The following is a 14,458-nucleotide window of genomic DNA, read 5'->3' on the forward strand; positions in this document are numbered from 1 at the left end:
GTGCCCGCCGCGTGCCGCCCGGCGCGCGGTGTCGCCAGAGTCGTCATGGGAGCCCCCATCGGTTCAGTCAATGAACTCAGTGGGGAGACCGTAGCATGTCCGGTTCGTTCATTGAACCGATGGGGCGGTACTGTAAGGCCATGGCACTCGGCAAGGACTACGCGGCCCAGGACTGCTCGCTGGCCCGCGCGCTGGAGGTCGTCGGCGAGCGGTGGACGCTGCTGATCGTCCGGGACGCCTTCTACGGCGTCCGCAGGTTCAGCGACTTCCTCGCCCATCTGGACGTCCCGCGCGCCGTGCTGTCCGCCCGCCTCCAGGCGCTCGTCGAGTCCGGCGTGCTGGCCAAGGACGGCCACGACTACGTGCTGACGGACATGGGCAAGGAGCTGTGGCCGGTCGTGCACACGCTCGCCCGGTGGGGCGAGGAGCACCTGTCCGCCGAGCCGTGCCGGCTGTTCGTCCACGCCGGCTGCGGCGGCCGGGTCGGCACCGATGGCGTCTGCCCCGCCTGCGGCCACCGGGTCGCGCTGGAGGACATGGAGATCCACGCCGGCCCCGGCGCGCGCCACCGCGACGACCCCGTCAGCCGCCTCCTCCGCACCCCCCACCGCCTCCTGGAGCCGCTGAGGCCGGCCTGACCGCGCGGCGAGCCCCCTCGCGCCGAGGGCGCTGCTAGAAAGCACGCGTGATGAGGTCCGCGACGGCTTCGGGGTCGAGATGCTGGCCGGTGAGGCCGGCGAGGTTCTCCTGGTAGATCAGCACGGCGGCGAAGGTGGCGGCGGCGGCCTCCAGGCGGGCCTGGTCGCCGCGGGCGCCGGGCAGCGCGATCTCCAGAGCGCGGCGGGCGCGTAGGAACAGCACCCGGTTAAGGTGTCCCAGCCGGTCGCGGACGGAGCGGTGCGTGTCGGCCTCGCGGAACAGGATGCGGCGCATCGCGGGCGAGGCGTGCAGCGGGAGCCGCCCGGCCAGCCGCGACAGGGTCCCGGCCGGGTCGCCGGGGACGGCCTCGGCGGGCTCGTCCGCCGGGTCCTCCACGAAGGTCCGCTCGTCGACCAGCGCGACGAGCACGTCGATCTTCTGCGGGAAGTAGTGGAAGACCAGGCCCTTGGGCACCTGGGCGCGGCTCGCTATGCGCGCCGTCGAGCTGGCCTCGTAGCCGCGGTCGGCGAACAGCGCCTCCGCCGCGTCCAGGATGCGGGTGCGCGAGTCCGCCGCCGCGCCGGTCCGCCGCACGCCCATCGGCACCGCCCCCCCGCAGGCCCGTGCGGCCCCGGGGCGCGGTGCGCCCGAGGCCGTCGCGGGATCTCGATCAGGCCGCGGCGGGCTTGCCGCCGTGCGCCTGGGTGGCTCCCCACAGGCCGACGATAGCCGCCGCGCCGCCCGCGATCCATGCCGTCCACGCGGAGGCGTGCGCGCCGGTGAAGCCGAACGCCCACGGCGCCACGAAGATCAGCAGCGCGAACGCCGTCGCCGCCCACGACGGGACGCCCTGGCCGCCGAGCAGCGCCCACAGGCCGGCCGTCATCAGCAGCGCGCCGAGCACCATGAGCGGCTGCTCGCCCGCGTTGTCCCCCCACAGCTCGGGGGCCACCAGGACGACGAGGCCGGCCACGAAGGCCACCCCGTCCTGCCATGCGAACCTGTCCATCCGTCGCTCCTCCGGGACGATCACCTTTGGACCTCTTTGTCCACTTCAGTGATTCCTGATTGACCGACCGGTCAACCTTCCGCGCCGGAGCCGGTAGTACGGCCCCGGGGTAATGCCGGCGGGACGGGGAGTGAGGTGCCCGGCAGCGGATACCCTGCACGCTCATGGAGACCGAACCGCCCGGACCCGCCCCGCGGGCCGGGCGCCCCCTGCTCGGCCCCCTGTGGCGGCTGATCGACGGCCGGCCGGACGACTCCCGCGCCGCCATCGCGCGCCGCGCCAGGATCCTGGTGACGATCGCGACCGGCCTGGCGAACCTGGGCGGCGCGCTGGTCGTGCTGGCGTTCGCGGTCGTGGTGCCCGACCCGGTGGGCCGCGTCTCCGACCGGCTCCAGACGATCAACCTCGCGGTGTTCACGGCCTACGTCGTCGCGGCGGTGCCCGCCGGGCTCGTCCTCGGCGAGCGGTTCTTCCGGCGCGTCCGGCGGCTGGTGGAGCGGCACGACGAGCCGGACCGGCACGAGCGGTCGCTGCTGCTGTACGGGCCGCTGCGGCTGATGGCGCTGCACCTGACGCTGTGGGGGATCGGCACGGTCGGCTGGGTGGTGATCAACGCGCCGTTCTCCACGCTGCTGGCCGTCAAGCTCGGCCTCACCAGCCTGCTCGGCGGCCTGACCACCTGCACCATCGTCTACCTGCTGACGGAGCGGCTGCTGCGGCGCGCGGTGACGACGGCGCTGCGCAGCGAGATGCCGCGCCGCACCGGGCTGCCGGGCGTGGTGGCCCGCTCGGTGCTGGCGTGGGGGCTCGGCACGGCGGTGCCGATCCTCGGGCTGATCACCCTCGCCGTCGGCTCGTTCGTGATCGCGAAGATCACCGTGCGGGACTTCGCACTGGCGGTCCTCGCGCTCGGCGGCACCGCGCTGGTCATCGGCCTCGCCGTCACCTACGGCGCGGCGCGCGCGATCGCCGACCCGGTCGAGTCGGTGCGGCTCGGGCTGGCCCGGGTGGAGCGCGGCGACCTGGACGTGGAGGTGCCCGTCTACGACGCCAGCGAGGTCGGGCTGCTGCAGGCCGGGTTCAACCACATGGCGGCGGGGCTGCGCGAGCACGCCCGGCTCCAGGACCTGTTCGGCCGGCAGGTCGGCGAGGACGTGGCGCGCGTCGCGCTCGAGCGCGGCATCGACCTCGGCGGCGAGACCCGCGAGGTCGCGGTGCTCTTCGTGGACATCGCCGGCTCCACCCGGCTCGCCGCCGACCGGCCGCCCGCCGAGGTCGTCGGGCTGCTGAACGCGTTCTTCGCCGTGGTGGTGAAGGTGGTCGGCGCGCACGGCGGCTGGATCAACAAGTTCGAGGGGGACGCCGCGCTCGCGGTGTTCGGCGCCCCGCTGGCGCTCGACGGCATGCACGGCCGCGCCCTGGCCGCCGCCCGGGAGCTGGCCCGGCGCCTGCGCGAGGAGGTGCCGGAACTGCGCGCGGGGGTCGGGGTGTCGGCGGGCGAGGCCGTCGCGGGGCACATCGGCGCCGAGGAGCGGTTCGAGTACACGGTGATCGGCGACCCGGTGAACGAGGCGGCCCGGCTGACCGACCTCGCCAAGTCGACCGAGGCGCGCGTCCTCGCGTCCGGCTCCCTGGTCGCCGCGGCGGATCCCGAGGAGGCGGCGCAGTGGGAGCTCGGCGAGGAGGTCACCCTCCGGGGCCGCACCCAGGCGACGCGGCTCGCCTCGCCGCGTCCCGCGTAGGGCTCAGGACGGGCCGAGGGTGGCGCCGCTCAGCGTCGTGTAGAACGGCGAGTCGGTGAAGCCGGGGCCGGTCTCCTCGCCGATGTACACGTCGGCGTGGTTCTCGCCGCCGTAGCCGGGGCGGAACAGGTCGGTGACCGTCCAGCGCGCCTTCCGGAACGCCGCGCACACCGCCGCCTCGATGCGGTGCCCGCTGCCGTCCCTGCCGCAGTCGACGATCGCGAACCGCTGCCCGCGCGCGAGCACCGACCTGTCGGCGGCGGCGGACGACCACGGCCGCAGCGGGCGGCCGGCGGAGTCGCGGGTCGTGTCGTCCAGCCAGTAGCCGACGCTGTGCGACCAGTTGAGGTACCGGCCGCGCCGCGGTCCCGACGTGATCCGCCCGCTGCCCTCCTCCTGGATCACCGCGAGGAAGTCCTCCGGGTAGGAGCCGAGCGGCGTCCTGCCGTGCGAGCAGTGCAGCTCGGGGCAGCCCTTGACGGCCTTGGGGCGTCCCTTGTGGAGGCTCTCGACGGCCGTGTAGTAGGTGGTGATCCGCCACGCGCCGGGCCTGCCGAGCGGTGCCACCCGGTCGGCCTCCGGCGACACGTCCGGCGAGGCGGCGGGGGAAGTGGCGGGGGAGGACGCGCCGGTCGCGGTGGGCGGGGGGACGTCCAGCGCGCCCGTGGAGCTCCCGGACGCCCGGCCGCACCCGGCCAGGGCACCGCACAGCGCCAGCGCGGCGGCGAGCGATGCCCTCGGCCGCATCAGCGCCCCCTCACCTCCGGTCCGCGCGCGTGCGCTCCGGCTCGTCCGCCACGGGCGACGATATCCCGGACGCGGCGGCCGGGCGGCCCGGGAGCGAGAATCCGGCCAGGAGCAGCACGGACGCGGCGGCGACGCGGAAGGCGGCGACGTGGAAGGCGGCGACCCCCGCATCCGGGGATCGCCGCCCGTATCGCCTGCGGGCCTGGATCAGTGGCCTCGTGCGATCCATTCGTCGAGGTGCGGCGCCTCGCCGCCGATGGTGGTGGAGTCGCCGTGGCCGGTCCGCACGACCGTCTCCGGCGGGAGCGTGAGCAGCCGCTCCCGGATCGAGTCGATGATCGTCGGGAAGTCGGAGAAGGACCGGCCGGTCGCGCCCGGCCCGCCGCTGAACAGCGTGTCGCCGGAGAACACGGTGCCGAGGTCCGGGGCGTGCAGGCAGACCGCGCCGGGGCTGTGCCCGGGCGTGTGCAGGACGGTCAGGCCGGTGCCCGCGACCGTGATGACCTGCCCGTCGGACAGCTCGCCGTCGGGGCTCCTGTCCGGGTGCTTCTGCTTCCACAGCATCAGGTCGTCCGGGTGCAGCAGGACGGGCGCGCCGGTGCGGGCGGAGAGGGCGGGAGCCGCGTCGATGTGGTCGTCGTGGCCGTGCGTGGACACGATCGCCACCAGCCGCCGGTCGCCGACCGCCGCCGCGATCGCGTCGGCGTCGTGCGCGGCGTCGATGACGATCGCCTCGCTGTCGTCGCCGACGATCCAGACGTTGTTGTCGACCTCCCATGTCCCGCCGTCCAGGGAGAACGTCCCCGACGTCACGACGTGGTCGATGCGCGCCCGTGGCGAAGTCGGGGCCATCAGAGGACCACCACCGAGCGCAGCACGTCGCCGTGGTGCATCTTCTCGAACGCGGCCTCGACGCCGTCGAGCGCGATCGTCTCGGACACGAACGCGTCCAGGTCGAGGCGGCCCTGCAGGTACAGGTCGATGAGCATGGGGAAGTCGCGGGACGGCAGGCAGTCGCCGTACCAGGACGACTTCAGCGATCCGCCGCGGCCGAACACGTCCAGCAGCGGCAGCTCCAGCTTCATCTCCGGCGTCGGCACGCCCACCAGCACGACCGTTCCGGCCAGGTCGCGGGCGTAGAAGGCCTGCTTGTAGGTCTCCGGGCGGCCGACCGCGTCGATGACGACGTCCGCGCCGAACCCGCCGGTCAGCTCCTGCACGGCCTCGACCACGTCGGTGCCCTTGGCGTGGACGGTGTGGGTCGCCCCGAGCGAGGACGCGGTGGCGAGCTTGCGCTCGTCCAGGTCGATCGCGATGATCTTCGCCGCGCCGGCCAGCCGCGCGCCCAGCACCGCAGCCGCGCCGACCCCGCCGCACCCGATGACCGCGACCGAGTCCCCGCGCCCCACGTTCCCGGTGTTGATCGCCGCGCCGAGGCCCGCCATCACCCCGCAGCCCAGCAGCCCCGCCACCTCCGCCTTGGCGGCCGGGTCGACCTTGGTGCACTGCCCCGCGGCCACCAGCGTCTTGTCGGCGAACGCGCCGATGCCCAGCGCGGGCGACAGCTCCGTCCCGTCCTCAAGGGTCATCTTCTGGGCGGCGTTATGGGTGTTGAAGCAGTACCACGGGCGGCCCCGCAGGCACGCCCGGCACTGCCCGCACACCGCGCGCCAGTTCAGGATGACGAAGTCGCCGGGCGCCACCTCGGTGACGCCCTCGCCGACCGACTCCACCACGCCCGCGGCCTCATGCCCCAGCAGGAACGGGAACTCGTCGTTGATGCCGCCCTCGCGGTAGTGCAGGTCGGTGTGGCACACCCCGCACGCCTGCACCTGGACGACCGCCTCGCCCGGACCCGGGTCGGGAACGGTGATCGTCTCGATCCGCACCGGCTCGCCCCGTCCGGGTGCGACGACCCCGCGTACCTGCTGCGCCATACTGCCGCCTCTCGTCGTGTTCGGTCCTTGCTCCGACCCTATAGACCCCGGCCACGGCCTCTCCGCGGGTCTTCTGCCGGACGGAAGTTCCGGGCACCCCCGCCGGAGGGAGGCCGCCGCCCCCCGAGGTACCGGATGGAAGATCACCACTCGGCGCGATGCCCGTCCGGGCGCCCGCGCCGGAGGCTGGTGGCCGTCCGTTCCCCCAGCTGAAAGAGGACCGCCATGACCCGCCGTCTGAGGATCGCCGCCGCCGGCGCCGCCGGTGCCGCGATCATCGCCGCCGGCGCCGTGCCCGCCCTGGCCGGGGAGGGGACGAAGGACCGCCCGGCCGCGACCCACGAGCAGGCCGCCGCGCGCGGGCAGCTGATCTCCGCGCGCTACCTCGGCACCAGGTCCGCGGACGAGGTGCGCGCCTGGCTGGCGACCGAGGTCTTCGACGCCTCGTCCGTCCGGTACGGCGTGGACTCCTACCGCCTCATCTACCGGACGGTCGACGCGCGCGGCCGCGCGACCGTCGCCAGCGGCCTGTTCGTGCTCCCGCGCAACGGCGAGCGGAAGCTGCGCACGGTCTCCTACACGCACGGCACCACCAGCTACATCGCGGACGCGCCGTCGATGGCGCAGGACGTGTGGGGCCCGGGGCCGGCCGTCACCTATGGCGCCGCGGGGTTCGCCGCCGCGGCGCCCGACTACCTCGGCCTGGGTGAGGGACCGGGCGTCCACCCGTGGAAGGACGTGCCGACCGAGACGTCGGCGGCGCTGGACATGCTCCGCGCCGCCCGGCAGTTCACCTCGCGCGAGCACCGGGCCCTGGACGGCCGGGTCCTCGTCACGGGGTTCTCGCAGGGCGCCTCGTCCGCGCTGGGGCTCGCCAGGGCGCTGCAGGACGGCGCGGACCCGCACTTCCGGCTCGGCGCCGTCGCGCCGATCAGCGGCGGGTACGACTTCGCGGGCGCCGAGCTGCCCGCGCTCCTGGGCGGCGAGCTCGACCCGAAGATGTCCGTCGCGTACATCTCCTACCTGCTCACCTCGTGGAACCGGACCCACGGGGGCGTCTACGGGCAGCCGTCCGACGTCTTCAAGCAGCCGTACGCGAGCCGCGTCGAGAAGTACTTCGACGGCACCACGCCCGGCCAGGTCATGCTGAAGGGGCTGCCGGGCACCCTCGACGAGCTGCTCACGCCGCGCGGCTTCGAGGTGCTGCGCCACCCGTCCGGGACGTTCGCCGAGGCCCTGCGGGTGGACGGCGAGGTCTGCACGGCGTGGACCCCGCGCGTCCCGGTCCGGCTCTACAAGATCACCAACGACGACCAGGCGGCGACCGCGAACACCGACCACTGCGCCGCCGCGTTCCGCGCCCGGGGCGCCGACGTGCCGGTCGTCGACGTCGGCGACGAGGTCTACGGCGGCTCCCGGCACCTCGGGTCGAACATCGCGGGCACCGCCCTCGCCGTCCGCTGGTTCAGCGGGCTCCGCTGAGCGGCGCGCTCAGCCGAACCGGATCGTCCGGAGCCGGTCGGCGGCCTCCCGGTCCAGCACGGTCACCCCGGCCGCGGGCGGGAGGGCGCCGCCGCGGGCCCGCTCGATGAGCGGCACCCAGCGCCGGCAGTGCCGCGCGAACGTGGCGCCGGTGACGGCGCGCCCGCGCGCGAACTGCCCGGCCCGCGCCGTGGCCGGGTCGACGTCGATGAGGATCAGGTGCAGCCGGCCGCCCCGGCGGCGCGCCAGCCAGGCGAAGCAGTACAGGATGTGCGGCCAGGTGCCGCGCGTGTGGGCGACGACCCCGTGGCCGGCCAGCACCGCCCGCCCGATCCGCCACACGTGGGTGACGTGGACGAGCGGGGTGCGCAGCCGCACCGGCAGCGGGCGCAGGAAGCGCGCCCACCAGTTGCGGGACTGCCGCGAGTCGATGATCCGGACGTCGCCGGCGGGCACCGGCGCGGTCTCCTCGCCCGTCAGCCCGTACAGCCGGTTCAGCAGGGTGCTCTTGCCCGCCCCCGGGAGCCCGGCGAGCAGTACCAGCGAGCCCCGCGGGTAGCGCAGGGCGGTGCCCGGTTCCGTGTCGTCGATGATGCGCTCCTGGTCTCGGCCCCCGGATCGGTGCGGATGTGGTCGTCAGAACGAACACCCCGCACCACTGGTTCCGGCGGCCGGCGCATAGCGGCGCGCCGGGGCGCGCCGCGCGCGTCCCGGCGGACCTTCAGGAGGGCGCGGTCACCAGCCGCGCGAGCGCCACTCGGGCAGCGACGGGCGCTCCCGGCCGAGCGTGGAGTCCTTGCCGTGGCCCGGGTAGAACCAGGTGGCGTCCGGGAGCCGGTCGAAGACCCGCTCCTCGACGTCCGCGAACAGCTGCTTGAACAGCGTCGGGTCGCCCCAGGTGTTGCCGACGCCGCCCGGGAACAGGCTGTCGCCGGTGAACAGGTGCGGGCGGTCGGCCAGCTCGCCGCCCGCGTCGTACAGCAGCGCGATCGAGCCGGGCGTGTGGCCGCGCAGGTGGATGACCTCCAGCGCCGCCCGCCCGACGCGGACGGTGCCGCCGTTCTCGACCGGCTCGGAGACCGGCTCGGGCAGCGCCTCCGCGTCGTGCGGGTGCGCGACGACCGGCGCGCCCGTGGCCCGCACGACCTCGCTCAGCGCCGTCCAGTGGTCCTCGTGGCGGTGGGTGGTGACGATCCGCGCGAGCGGCCCGTCGCCGATCAGCTCCAGCAGCCGCGGCGCCTCGTTGGCCGCGTCGATGAGCAGCTGCTCGCCGGTCGCGGTGCAGCGCAGGATGTAGGCGTTGTTGTCGTACGGCCCGACCGCCACCTTGGTGACCGTCAGGCCCGGCAGCTCCCGGACGTCGGGGCGGCCGCCCGCCTCGACGTTCCCCGTGTAGGTCATGGGCGAGATTCTCCCATCGGCAGTACGCGCCGTCGGTGGTGCGCCCCGGGTCGTGGTGCGCGCAGACCATCTTCCCCCATCGGCCGCCGCCGGGTGCGCCCGGGCCGGATGAGTCACGGGACTCAGCCGAACCGTGCGCTCGGCGACGGACGTTTCCGCCTTGCCGTCCGACCATGGGCATTGGAAGATCAGGATCGACCCGTGAGGACGGTGCCGCGTTGATCACCGCATTCCGTCCCGGTCCGGACCGGGAACGTCCGGAGGAACTGCTCGGCCACGCGTGCGCGCTGGTCCGGCTCTGCGGCCGCGACGCCGCGATCGCCGCCGTGTTCCTCGCCCTGGTGCTGGTCGGCACCGTGAGCCGGCTGGCCGCCGGGCTCCCCGGCGCCGTCGCGCTCGCCCTGCTGCCGGTGCTGGCCGGCGCGTTCGCGGTCTCGGCCGGGTACACGGTGCGGTCCCGGCGCACCCTGGTGTCGGTGCTCGGCGAGGTCCGCGGCCGCACCGGCGCGCCGGTCGACCCGTCCGCGCCGTGGACGCCGTTCGGCTCCGCGGCCGCGCTGGACGCCCGGGTCCGCGACGCCGAGCTGCGCCGGCTGCTGGGGGCGGCGCACCGCTGCGGCGAGCTGTCGTGGCTGGCGGTCGCCTGGTCGGCGGCGACCGCCGTGCTGTTCCTGTTCTGGTGGCTGGCGACGGCGATGGCGGGCGGGTGACCGGGGTGATCGACCACGACGTCCGGCCGGGCAGCTTCTGGGAGCGGCTCGGCCCGGACGACCGGCAGGCGCTGCGGGCGATGGGGCGGCGCACCACCATCCCGCCCGGCGGGACGCTCTGCCACCAGGGGGTGACCGCCGCGTCCGTGTGGGTGGTGTTCAAGGCGGCGCCGCGCGCGGCGAGCAACGCCGTCGCCAAGGAGTTCGTCGACTCCAGCGAGGGCGACGAGTCGATCATCGACCTGTTCGGTTCGGGCGACCTGGTCGGCGCGCTCGGGGCGTGGGGGCACCCCGAGCGGGGCACCGTCGCGGCGCTCGACCACGTCGAGGCGCTGCGCGTGGACCGCCGCAGGTTCCGCGGCCTGCTCGCCGCGAACCCGCAGGTCGCCGAGGCGATGATGCACGCGGTGTCGGAGAGCGTCGGGTACGGCGGGCGGCGCCACGCGGTGCGGGCCGCCGAGCACCCGCAGCGCCTCGCCTACCACCTGCTGGAGCTGGCGCACCGGTTCGGCGTGCGCACCGCGCGGGGGACGGAGATCCCGCTGCGGCTCAGCCAGGCGGAGCTGGCGAACTGGGCCGGGATCTCCCGCGAGACGCTGGTGCGCTGGTTCCGGCTGTGGCGGCAGAAGGGCATCATCGACCGCCGGCCGCGGCCGCTGACCGTCCTCGACCCCGAGAAGCTGCGCCGCGCCGCGAGCCCGTGGGGCGACGAGTGGCCGGCGATCGAGACGGAGGTCGGACCGGCGGGCGCCCCGGAGGCCCGCCCGGAGCCGGACGGGCCGTCCGGGCTGGCCGCCCGGACGCCGGCCGGGCTGGGCGCGGCCCGCGGGAAGCCGCCGGTGCGCCTGCCCGCCGACAACCCGTTCTTCGCCGGCCGGGCGGTCAGCCTCGGCAAGCTGGACCTGCTCGTCGCGCAGGCGGAGTGGCCGCGCGCCGTGATCGTCCAGGGGATGGCGGGGGTCGGGAAGACGACGCTCGCGCTGCACTGGGCGCACCGGGTCGTCGACCGGTTCCCCGACGGGGTGGTGTTCGCGGACCTGCGCGGCACCACCCGCAGCCCCGTCACGCCCGCGGAGGCGATGGGGCAGGTGCTGCGCGCCGCCGGCGTCCCCGGCGACCAGGTCCGCAGCACCGAGGCGGAGCTGGCCGCGCAGTGCCGGTCGCTGCTCGCCGACCGGCGGATGCTGCTGATCCTCGACGACGCCGCGCGGCCCGAGCAGATCAGGCCGCTGGTCGGGGCGATGGCGTCCGGGCTGGCGGTGGTGACGAGCCGGCGGCGGCTGCCCGCGCTGCTGGAGGGCGCCGACGTCCGCGCCCTGGAACTCCGGGAGATGGTCACCCAGGAGGCCGTGGACCTCATCTCCAACGTGCTCGGCCCGGCCGACGCCCGCGTCCGCGAGGAGCGCAGGGCGGTGGCCCGGCTCGCCCGCGAGTGCGGGCATCTCCCGCTGGCGCTGTCGGTCATGGCGGGCCGACTGGCGGAGAACCCCGGAGAGTCGATCGCCGGGACCGTCCGGGAGCTGGCCGAAAGCGACGCGCAGGCCGCCTCGTCCTACGGGATGCCCCTGCCCGGAGCCCCGGACGGGCCGCCGCCGGACGGGTCGCCGCCCGATGCGCCGCCGCCGGACGGGCCGGGACGGGCCGGGGCGCGGCCGGTCGGCCCGGAGGCCGGCGGCGTCGGGCTGACAGGCATCGAGCTGCACGAGGGGCCGGGGCACGGTCCCGCCGGCCCCGGGCTGCGCGGCGTGCTCGACCCGACGTTCGACGTCGCGTACCGCAGCCTGCGCCGCGACCACCGGGAGGCGTTCCGGGTGCTGGGCCTCGTCGCTGGCCCCGACTTCACCCCGGCCGCGCTCGCCGCGCTGCGGGACGGGACGGTCGACGAGGCGCGCGAATGCCTGGAGGGCCTGCGGCAGGCGTACCTCGTGCACGACGTCGCGCCCGGGCGGTACCGGATGCACGATCTGCTGCGCGACTTCGCCCGGGACCGGGGCCTGGCCGAGGACGCCGACAGCGACCGGCTCGCCGCGCAGCGCCGGCTGCTCGCCGGGTACCTCGCCGAAGCGCGCGCGGCGGGGGACGCACTGGCCGGTCGCCGTCGCCCGGCCGTCCGCCGGGACCGGTGGCCGGACGGGGCGCGGGGGCGCTCGTCCGCCCCGCCCGGAGCGGCTGCGGGGGCTGGGCGGGCGGTGGCGCTGGCGTGGTTCGAGGCCGAGCGGCGCAACCTGGTCGCCGCCGTGCACCAGGCGGCCCGCCTCGGCCTGCACCGCACCTGCTGGGAGCTGGCGGACGCGCTGTTCGACTTCCAGGAGTTCCGCCGCTACAGCGAAGACAACATCGCCGTCCACCAGGCGGGCCTGCACGCGGCCCGCACGGAGGAGGACTGGGCGGCCGCCGCCGTCATGCTGCACAACCTGGCGGTGGCGCACTTCGAGGCGGGCGGCTCCGTCCAGGCGATCGGGTACGGGGAGGACGCGCGGCGCGCGTTCCGGACCGTCGAGCCGCCCGACCGCTACGGCGAGGCGGCCGCGCTCGCCGCGCTCGCCGACGTGCACGTGTCGCTCGGCCGGTACCTGACGGCGATCGAGCACGCGCGCCGGGCGCTGGACGTCCACCAGGAGATGGACGACCGCGGCGGCCTCGCGAAGGACCACGACACGCTGGCCCGCGCCCGTCTCGGGCTCGGGGACTACGAGGTGGCGCTGGAGCACGCGGGGGAGGCGCTGAAGGTGCGCCGCCGGATCGGCGACCAGCCCGGCGTGGCGGAGACGCTCCTGACCATCGCGCAGGTGCACCGCCGCCTCGGGAACGTCCACGAGGCGGTCTCGCACGCGCTGGAGGCGCTCTACATCCGCCAGGACATGGCGGACGGGCACGGCGCCGCGCAGGCGCTCACCGAGCTGGCCCGGATGAACGCCTCCCTGGGACTGCGCGAGATGGCGCTGCGGGACGCCGAGCAGGCGCTGCGGACCTATCAGGCACTGGGCGCCCGCCACGGGGAGGCGCGCGCGCTGGCCACCCTGGGCATGCTGACGTGCGACGCCGCCCGGTACCCGGAGGCGTTCACCTACTGCGGGCAGGCGCTGCGCCTGCACCGCGACATCGGCGACCGGCACGGCGAGGCGGAGACCGTCGCGCAGATCGGCATCGTCCACTGGCGGCTCGGCCGCTACCGCGAGGCCCGCGAGCACCTGCTGCGCGCCCTGGAGATCCGCCGCGAGATCGGCGACCAGCACGGCGAGGCGCACGACCTGGAGCACCTGTCGGTGGTCATGCGCCGGCTCGGCCGCCCCCAGGAGGCGTTCGTCCTCGGCCTGGAGGCGCTCGACCTGTGGCACGGGCTCGGCGCGCAGAGCGGCATGGCCGGGACCCTCGGCAGCCTCGCCCGCACCTACCTGCGGCTGGGCCTGCCCGAGGACGCCGAGCGCGCCGCCGGGCAGGCGCTGCGGATCCGGCGGGCCGGCGGCGACTGGTACGGCATGGGCGTCGGCATGGACACCTTCGCCGCCGTGCTGCGCCGCAGCGGACGCCCCGAGGAGGCGCTGGAGATGGAGCTGGAGGCGCTGCGCGTCCTCGGCGAGGTCGGCGACCGGCACAGCGAGGCGACCGCGCTCGTCCACCTCGCCGCCATCCACCTGGACCTCGGCCGCGCCGCCGAGGCCCGCGCGACCGGGGCGCGGGCGCTGCGGGCGGCCACCGAGGTCGGCGACGCCCGCGAGCAGGCGTACGCGCTGCACGCCATGGCCCGCGCGTGCCAGCTGCTCGGCGAGCACGCGCCCGCCTGCGAGCACTTCGAGGCCGAGATCGCGATCCGCCGCGACATGGACGATCATGGTGGCCGGCGGGTCGCGCTCGAACTGCAGGCGCGGTCGCGGAAGGCGCTCGGCGACGAGGCCGGCGCGGCCGACTGCGCCCGGCGCATCGGGGCGCTGGACAAGTGGCTCGCCTCGGACAGGTCGCTTGACATGTGACGAACTACGCGGTCCATCGGCGTACCGCCGCGTTCACTGGACTCGGGCGCCCCGTGAGGCGGGACCTCGCGGCGCGGGGAGCCCCGCCGGTCGCGCGAGGAGGGCGAGATGGCACCCGCACCGTTCTGGGACGCGCTGCCGGGGGCGGCGCGGGAGGCGCTGCGCCGCACCGGCGCCCCCGCCGTGATCCGGCCCGGGGCGTTCCTGACGCGCGAGCACACCCGCGCGTCGCAGGTCTTCGTGCTGCGGACCGGCGTGGTCAAGGTGTGGGCGGACCGGGACGGCGACATCGCGATCCTCGACGTCCTCGGGCCCGGCGACCTCGTCGGCGAACTGGAGGCGGCGGACGGCGGCGTCCGGCACGCCAACGTCGAGGCGCTCACCCGCGTCGAGGCGCTGGTGCTGCCCGCCGACCGGTTCCGCGGTGTCCTGGACGCCCACCCCGGGTCGGCATGGGCCGTCGCCGCCGTCCTCGCCGAGCGGCTCCGCGACGCCAACGAGCTGCGCGTCGCCCACTTCCCCGACGACGCCGAGCGGCGGCTCGCCGGCCGGCTGCTGCGGCTCGCCGCCCGGTTCGGGACGCCGCTGAAGGAGGAGGGCGCCGGCGGTGTCGCCGCGCCGGACGACGCCGTCCGGATCGAGGTGCCCGTCACGCAGCAGGATCTCGGCCGCTGGGCGGGGATGGGCCGCCGCAAGGTCGCGCAGCTCCTCGCCTCCGACCCGCTGGGCGGCGGCCTCACCGTCGCCCGCGGGACGATCACCGTCCGCTCGGTGGCCGCGCTGCGCCGCCTGGCCGGCGGTGACGACCCGGGCTAGCCCG

13 protein-coding genes are annotated in these 14,458 nt (G+C 75.8%); 6 read left to right on the forward strand and 7 right to left on the reverse strand.

What is annotated here, in order from left to right; all coding sequences use genetic code 11:
* Window positions 1-140: 140 nt before the first annotated feature.
* Window positions 141-638 carry a winged helix-turn-helix transcriptional regulator gene (locus tag ABZ914_RS17630; RefSeq protein WP_500194032.1) on the forward strand — a complete coding sequence of 166 codons (498 nt, stop codon included), beginning with the start codon at window positions 141-143 and terminating at the stop codon, window positions 636-638.
* 34 nt (window positions 639-672) lie between these two features.
* On the opposite strand, the gene ABZ914_RS17635 is transcribed toward ABZ914_RS17630, so the two are convergent.
* Together ABZ914_RS17635 and ABZ914_RS17640 are read right to left on the reverse strand one after the other, a co-directional pair.
* Window positions 673-1,239 (reverse strand): TetR/AcrR family transcriptional regulator, encoded by a 567-nt coding sequence (locus ABZ914_RS17635; RefSeq protein ID WP_500194033.1) that lies wholly within the window; start codon window positions 1,237-1,239, stop codon window positions 673-675.
* Between the two features lie 70 nt (window positions 1,240-1,309).
* Window positions 1,310-1,648, reverse strand: a complete 339-nt coding sequence (locus ABZ914_RS17640; RefSeq protein WP_387017728.1) for an SPW repeat domain-containing protein — start codon at window positions 1,646-1,648, stop codon at window positions 1,310-1,312.
* A 164-nt stretch (window positions 1,649-1,812) separates the two neighbouring features.
* Between ABZ914_RS17640 and ABZ914_RS17645 the strand changes: the two genes are divergently transcribed.
* Window positions 1,813-3,390 carry an adenylate/guanylate cyclase domain-containing protein gene (locus tag ABZ914_RS17645; RefSeq protein WP_433154053.1) on the forward strand — a complete coding sequence of 526 codons (1,578 nt, stop codon included), beginning with the start codon at window positions 1,813-1,815 and terminating at the stop codon, window positions 3,388-3,390.
* A gap of 3 nt (window positions 3,391-3,393) precedes the next feature.
* Here the strand turns inward: ABZ914_RS17645 and ABZ914_RS17650 are convergent, their stop codons facing one another.
* From ABZ914_RS17650 to ABZ914_RS17660, 3 genes are all read right to left on the reverse strand, one after another.
* Window positions 3,394-4,137, reverse strand: a complete 744-nt coding sequence (locus tag ABZ914_RS17650; RefSeq protein ID WP_500194035.1) for a hypothetical protein — start codon at window positions 4,135-4,137, stop codon at window positions 3,394-3,396.
* A 207-nt stretch (window positions 4,138-4,344) separates the two neighbouring features.
* Window positions 4,345-4,989 carry an MBL fold metallo-hydrolase gene (locus ABZ914_RS17655; RefSeq protein WP_500194037.1) on the reverse strand — a complete coding sequence of 215 codons (645 nt, stop codon included), beginning with the start codon at window positions 4,987-4,989 and terminating at the stop codon, window positions 4,345-4,347.
* Window positions 4,989-6,074 carry an S-(hydroxymethyl)mycothiol dehydrogenase gene (locus tag ABZ914_RS17660; protein WP_190866245.1) on the reverse strand — a complete coding sequence of 362 codons (1,086 nt, stop codon included), beginning with the start codon at window positions 6,072-6,074 and terminating at the stop codon, window positions 4,989-4,991. The genes ABZ914_RS17655 and ABZ914_RS17660 overlap by 1 nt, the downstream gene beginning before the upstream one ends.
* Window positions 6,075-6,299: 225 nt before the next feature.
* Here ABZ914_RS17660 and ABZ914_RS17665 point away from each other — a divergent pair, with 225 nt between their 5' ends.
* Window positions 6,300-7,556, forward strand: a complete 1,257-nt coding sequence (locus ABZ914_RS17665; RefSeq protein ID WP_500194039.1) for a hypothetical protein — start codon at window positions 6,300-6,302, stop codon at window positions 7,554-7,556.
* A gap of 9 nt (window positions 7,557-7,565) precedes the next feature.
* On the opposite strand, the gene ABZ914_RS17670 is transcribed toward ABZ914_RS17665, so the two are convergent.
* Entirely contained in the window at window positions 7,566-8,012 is a 447-nt protein-coding gene (locus tag ABZ914_RS17670; RefSeq protein ID WP_500194040.1) for an ATP-binding protein, read from the reverse strand.
* Window positions 8,013-8,291: 279 nt separating this feature from the next.
* Window positions 8,292-8,957, reverse strand: a complete 666-nt coding sequence (locus ABZ914_RS17675) for an MBL fold metallo-hydrolase (RefSeq protein ID WP_190866249.1) — start codon at window positions 8,955-8,957, stop codon at window positions 8,292-8,294.
* A 218-nt stretch (window positions 8,958-9,175) separates the two neighbouring features.
* Here ABZ914_RS17675 and ABZ914_RS17680 point away from each other — a divergent pair, with 218 nt between their 5' ends.
* From ABZ914_RS17680 to ABZ914_RS17690, 3 genes are all read left to right on the forward strand, one after another.
* A complete protein-coding gene (locus ABZ914_RS17680) occupies window positions 9,176-9,667 on the forward strand; it encodes a hypothetical protein (protein WP_190866252.1) in 492 nt (163 codons plus the stop codon).
* Complete coding sequence (locus ABZ914_RS17685; protein ID WP_500194043.1) at window positions 9,664-13,638, forward strand: tetratricopeptide repeat protein; 3,975 nt, start codon at window positions 9,664-9,666, stop codon at window positions 13,636-13,638. The genes ABZ914_RS17680 and ABZ914_RS17685 overlap by 4 nt, the downstream gene beginning before the upstream one ends.
* Before the next feature lie 108 nt (window positions 13,639-13,746).
* Entirely contained in the window at window positions 13,747-14,454 is a 708-nt protein-coding gene (locus ABZ914_RS17690; RefSeq protein ID WP_500194044.1) for a Crp/Fnr family transcriptional regulator, read from the forward strand.
* Window positions 14,455-14,458: the final 4 nt, after the last annotated feature.

It is taken from the genome of Spirillospora sp. NPDC046719 (assembly GCF_040645715.1).
In the GTDB taxonomy this organism is placed as follows: domain Bacteria; phylum Actinomycetota; class Actinomycetes; order Streptosporangiales; family Streptosporangiaceae; genus Spirillospora.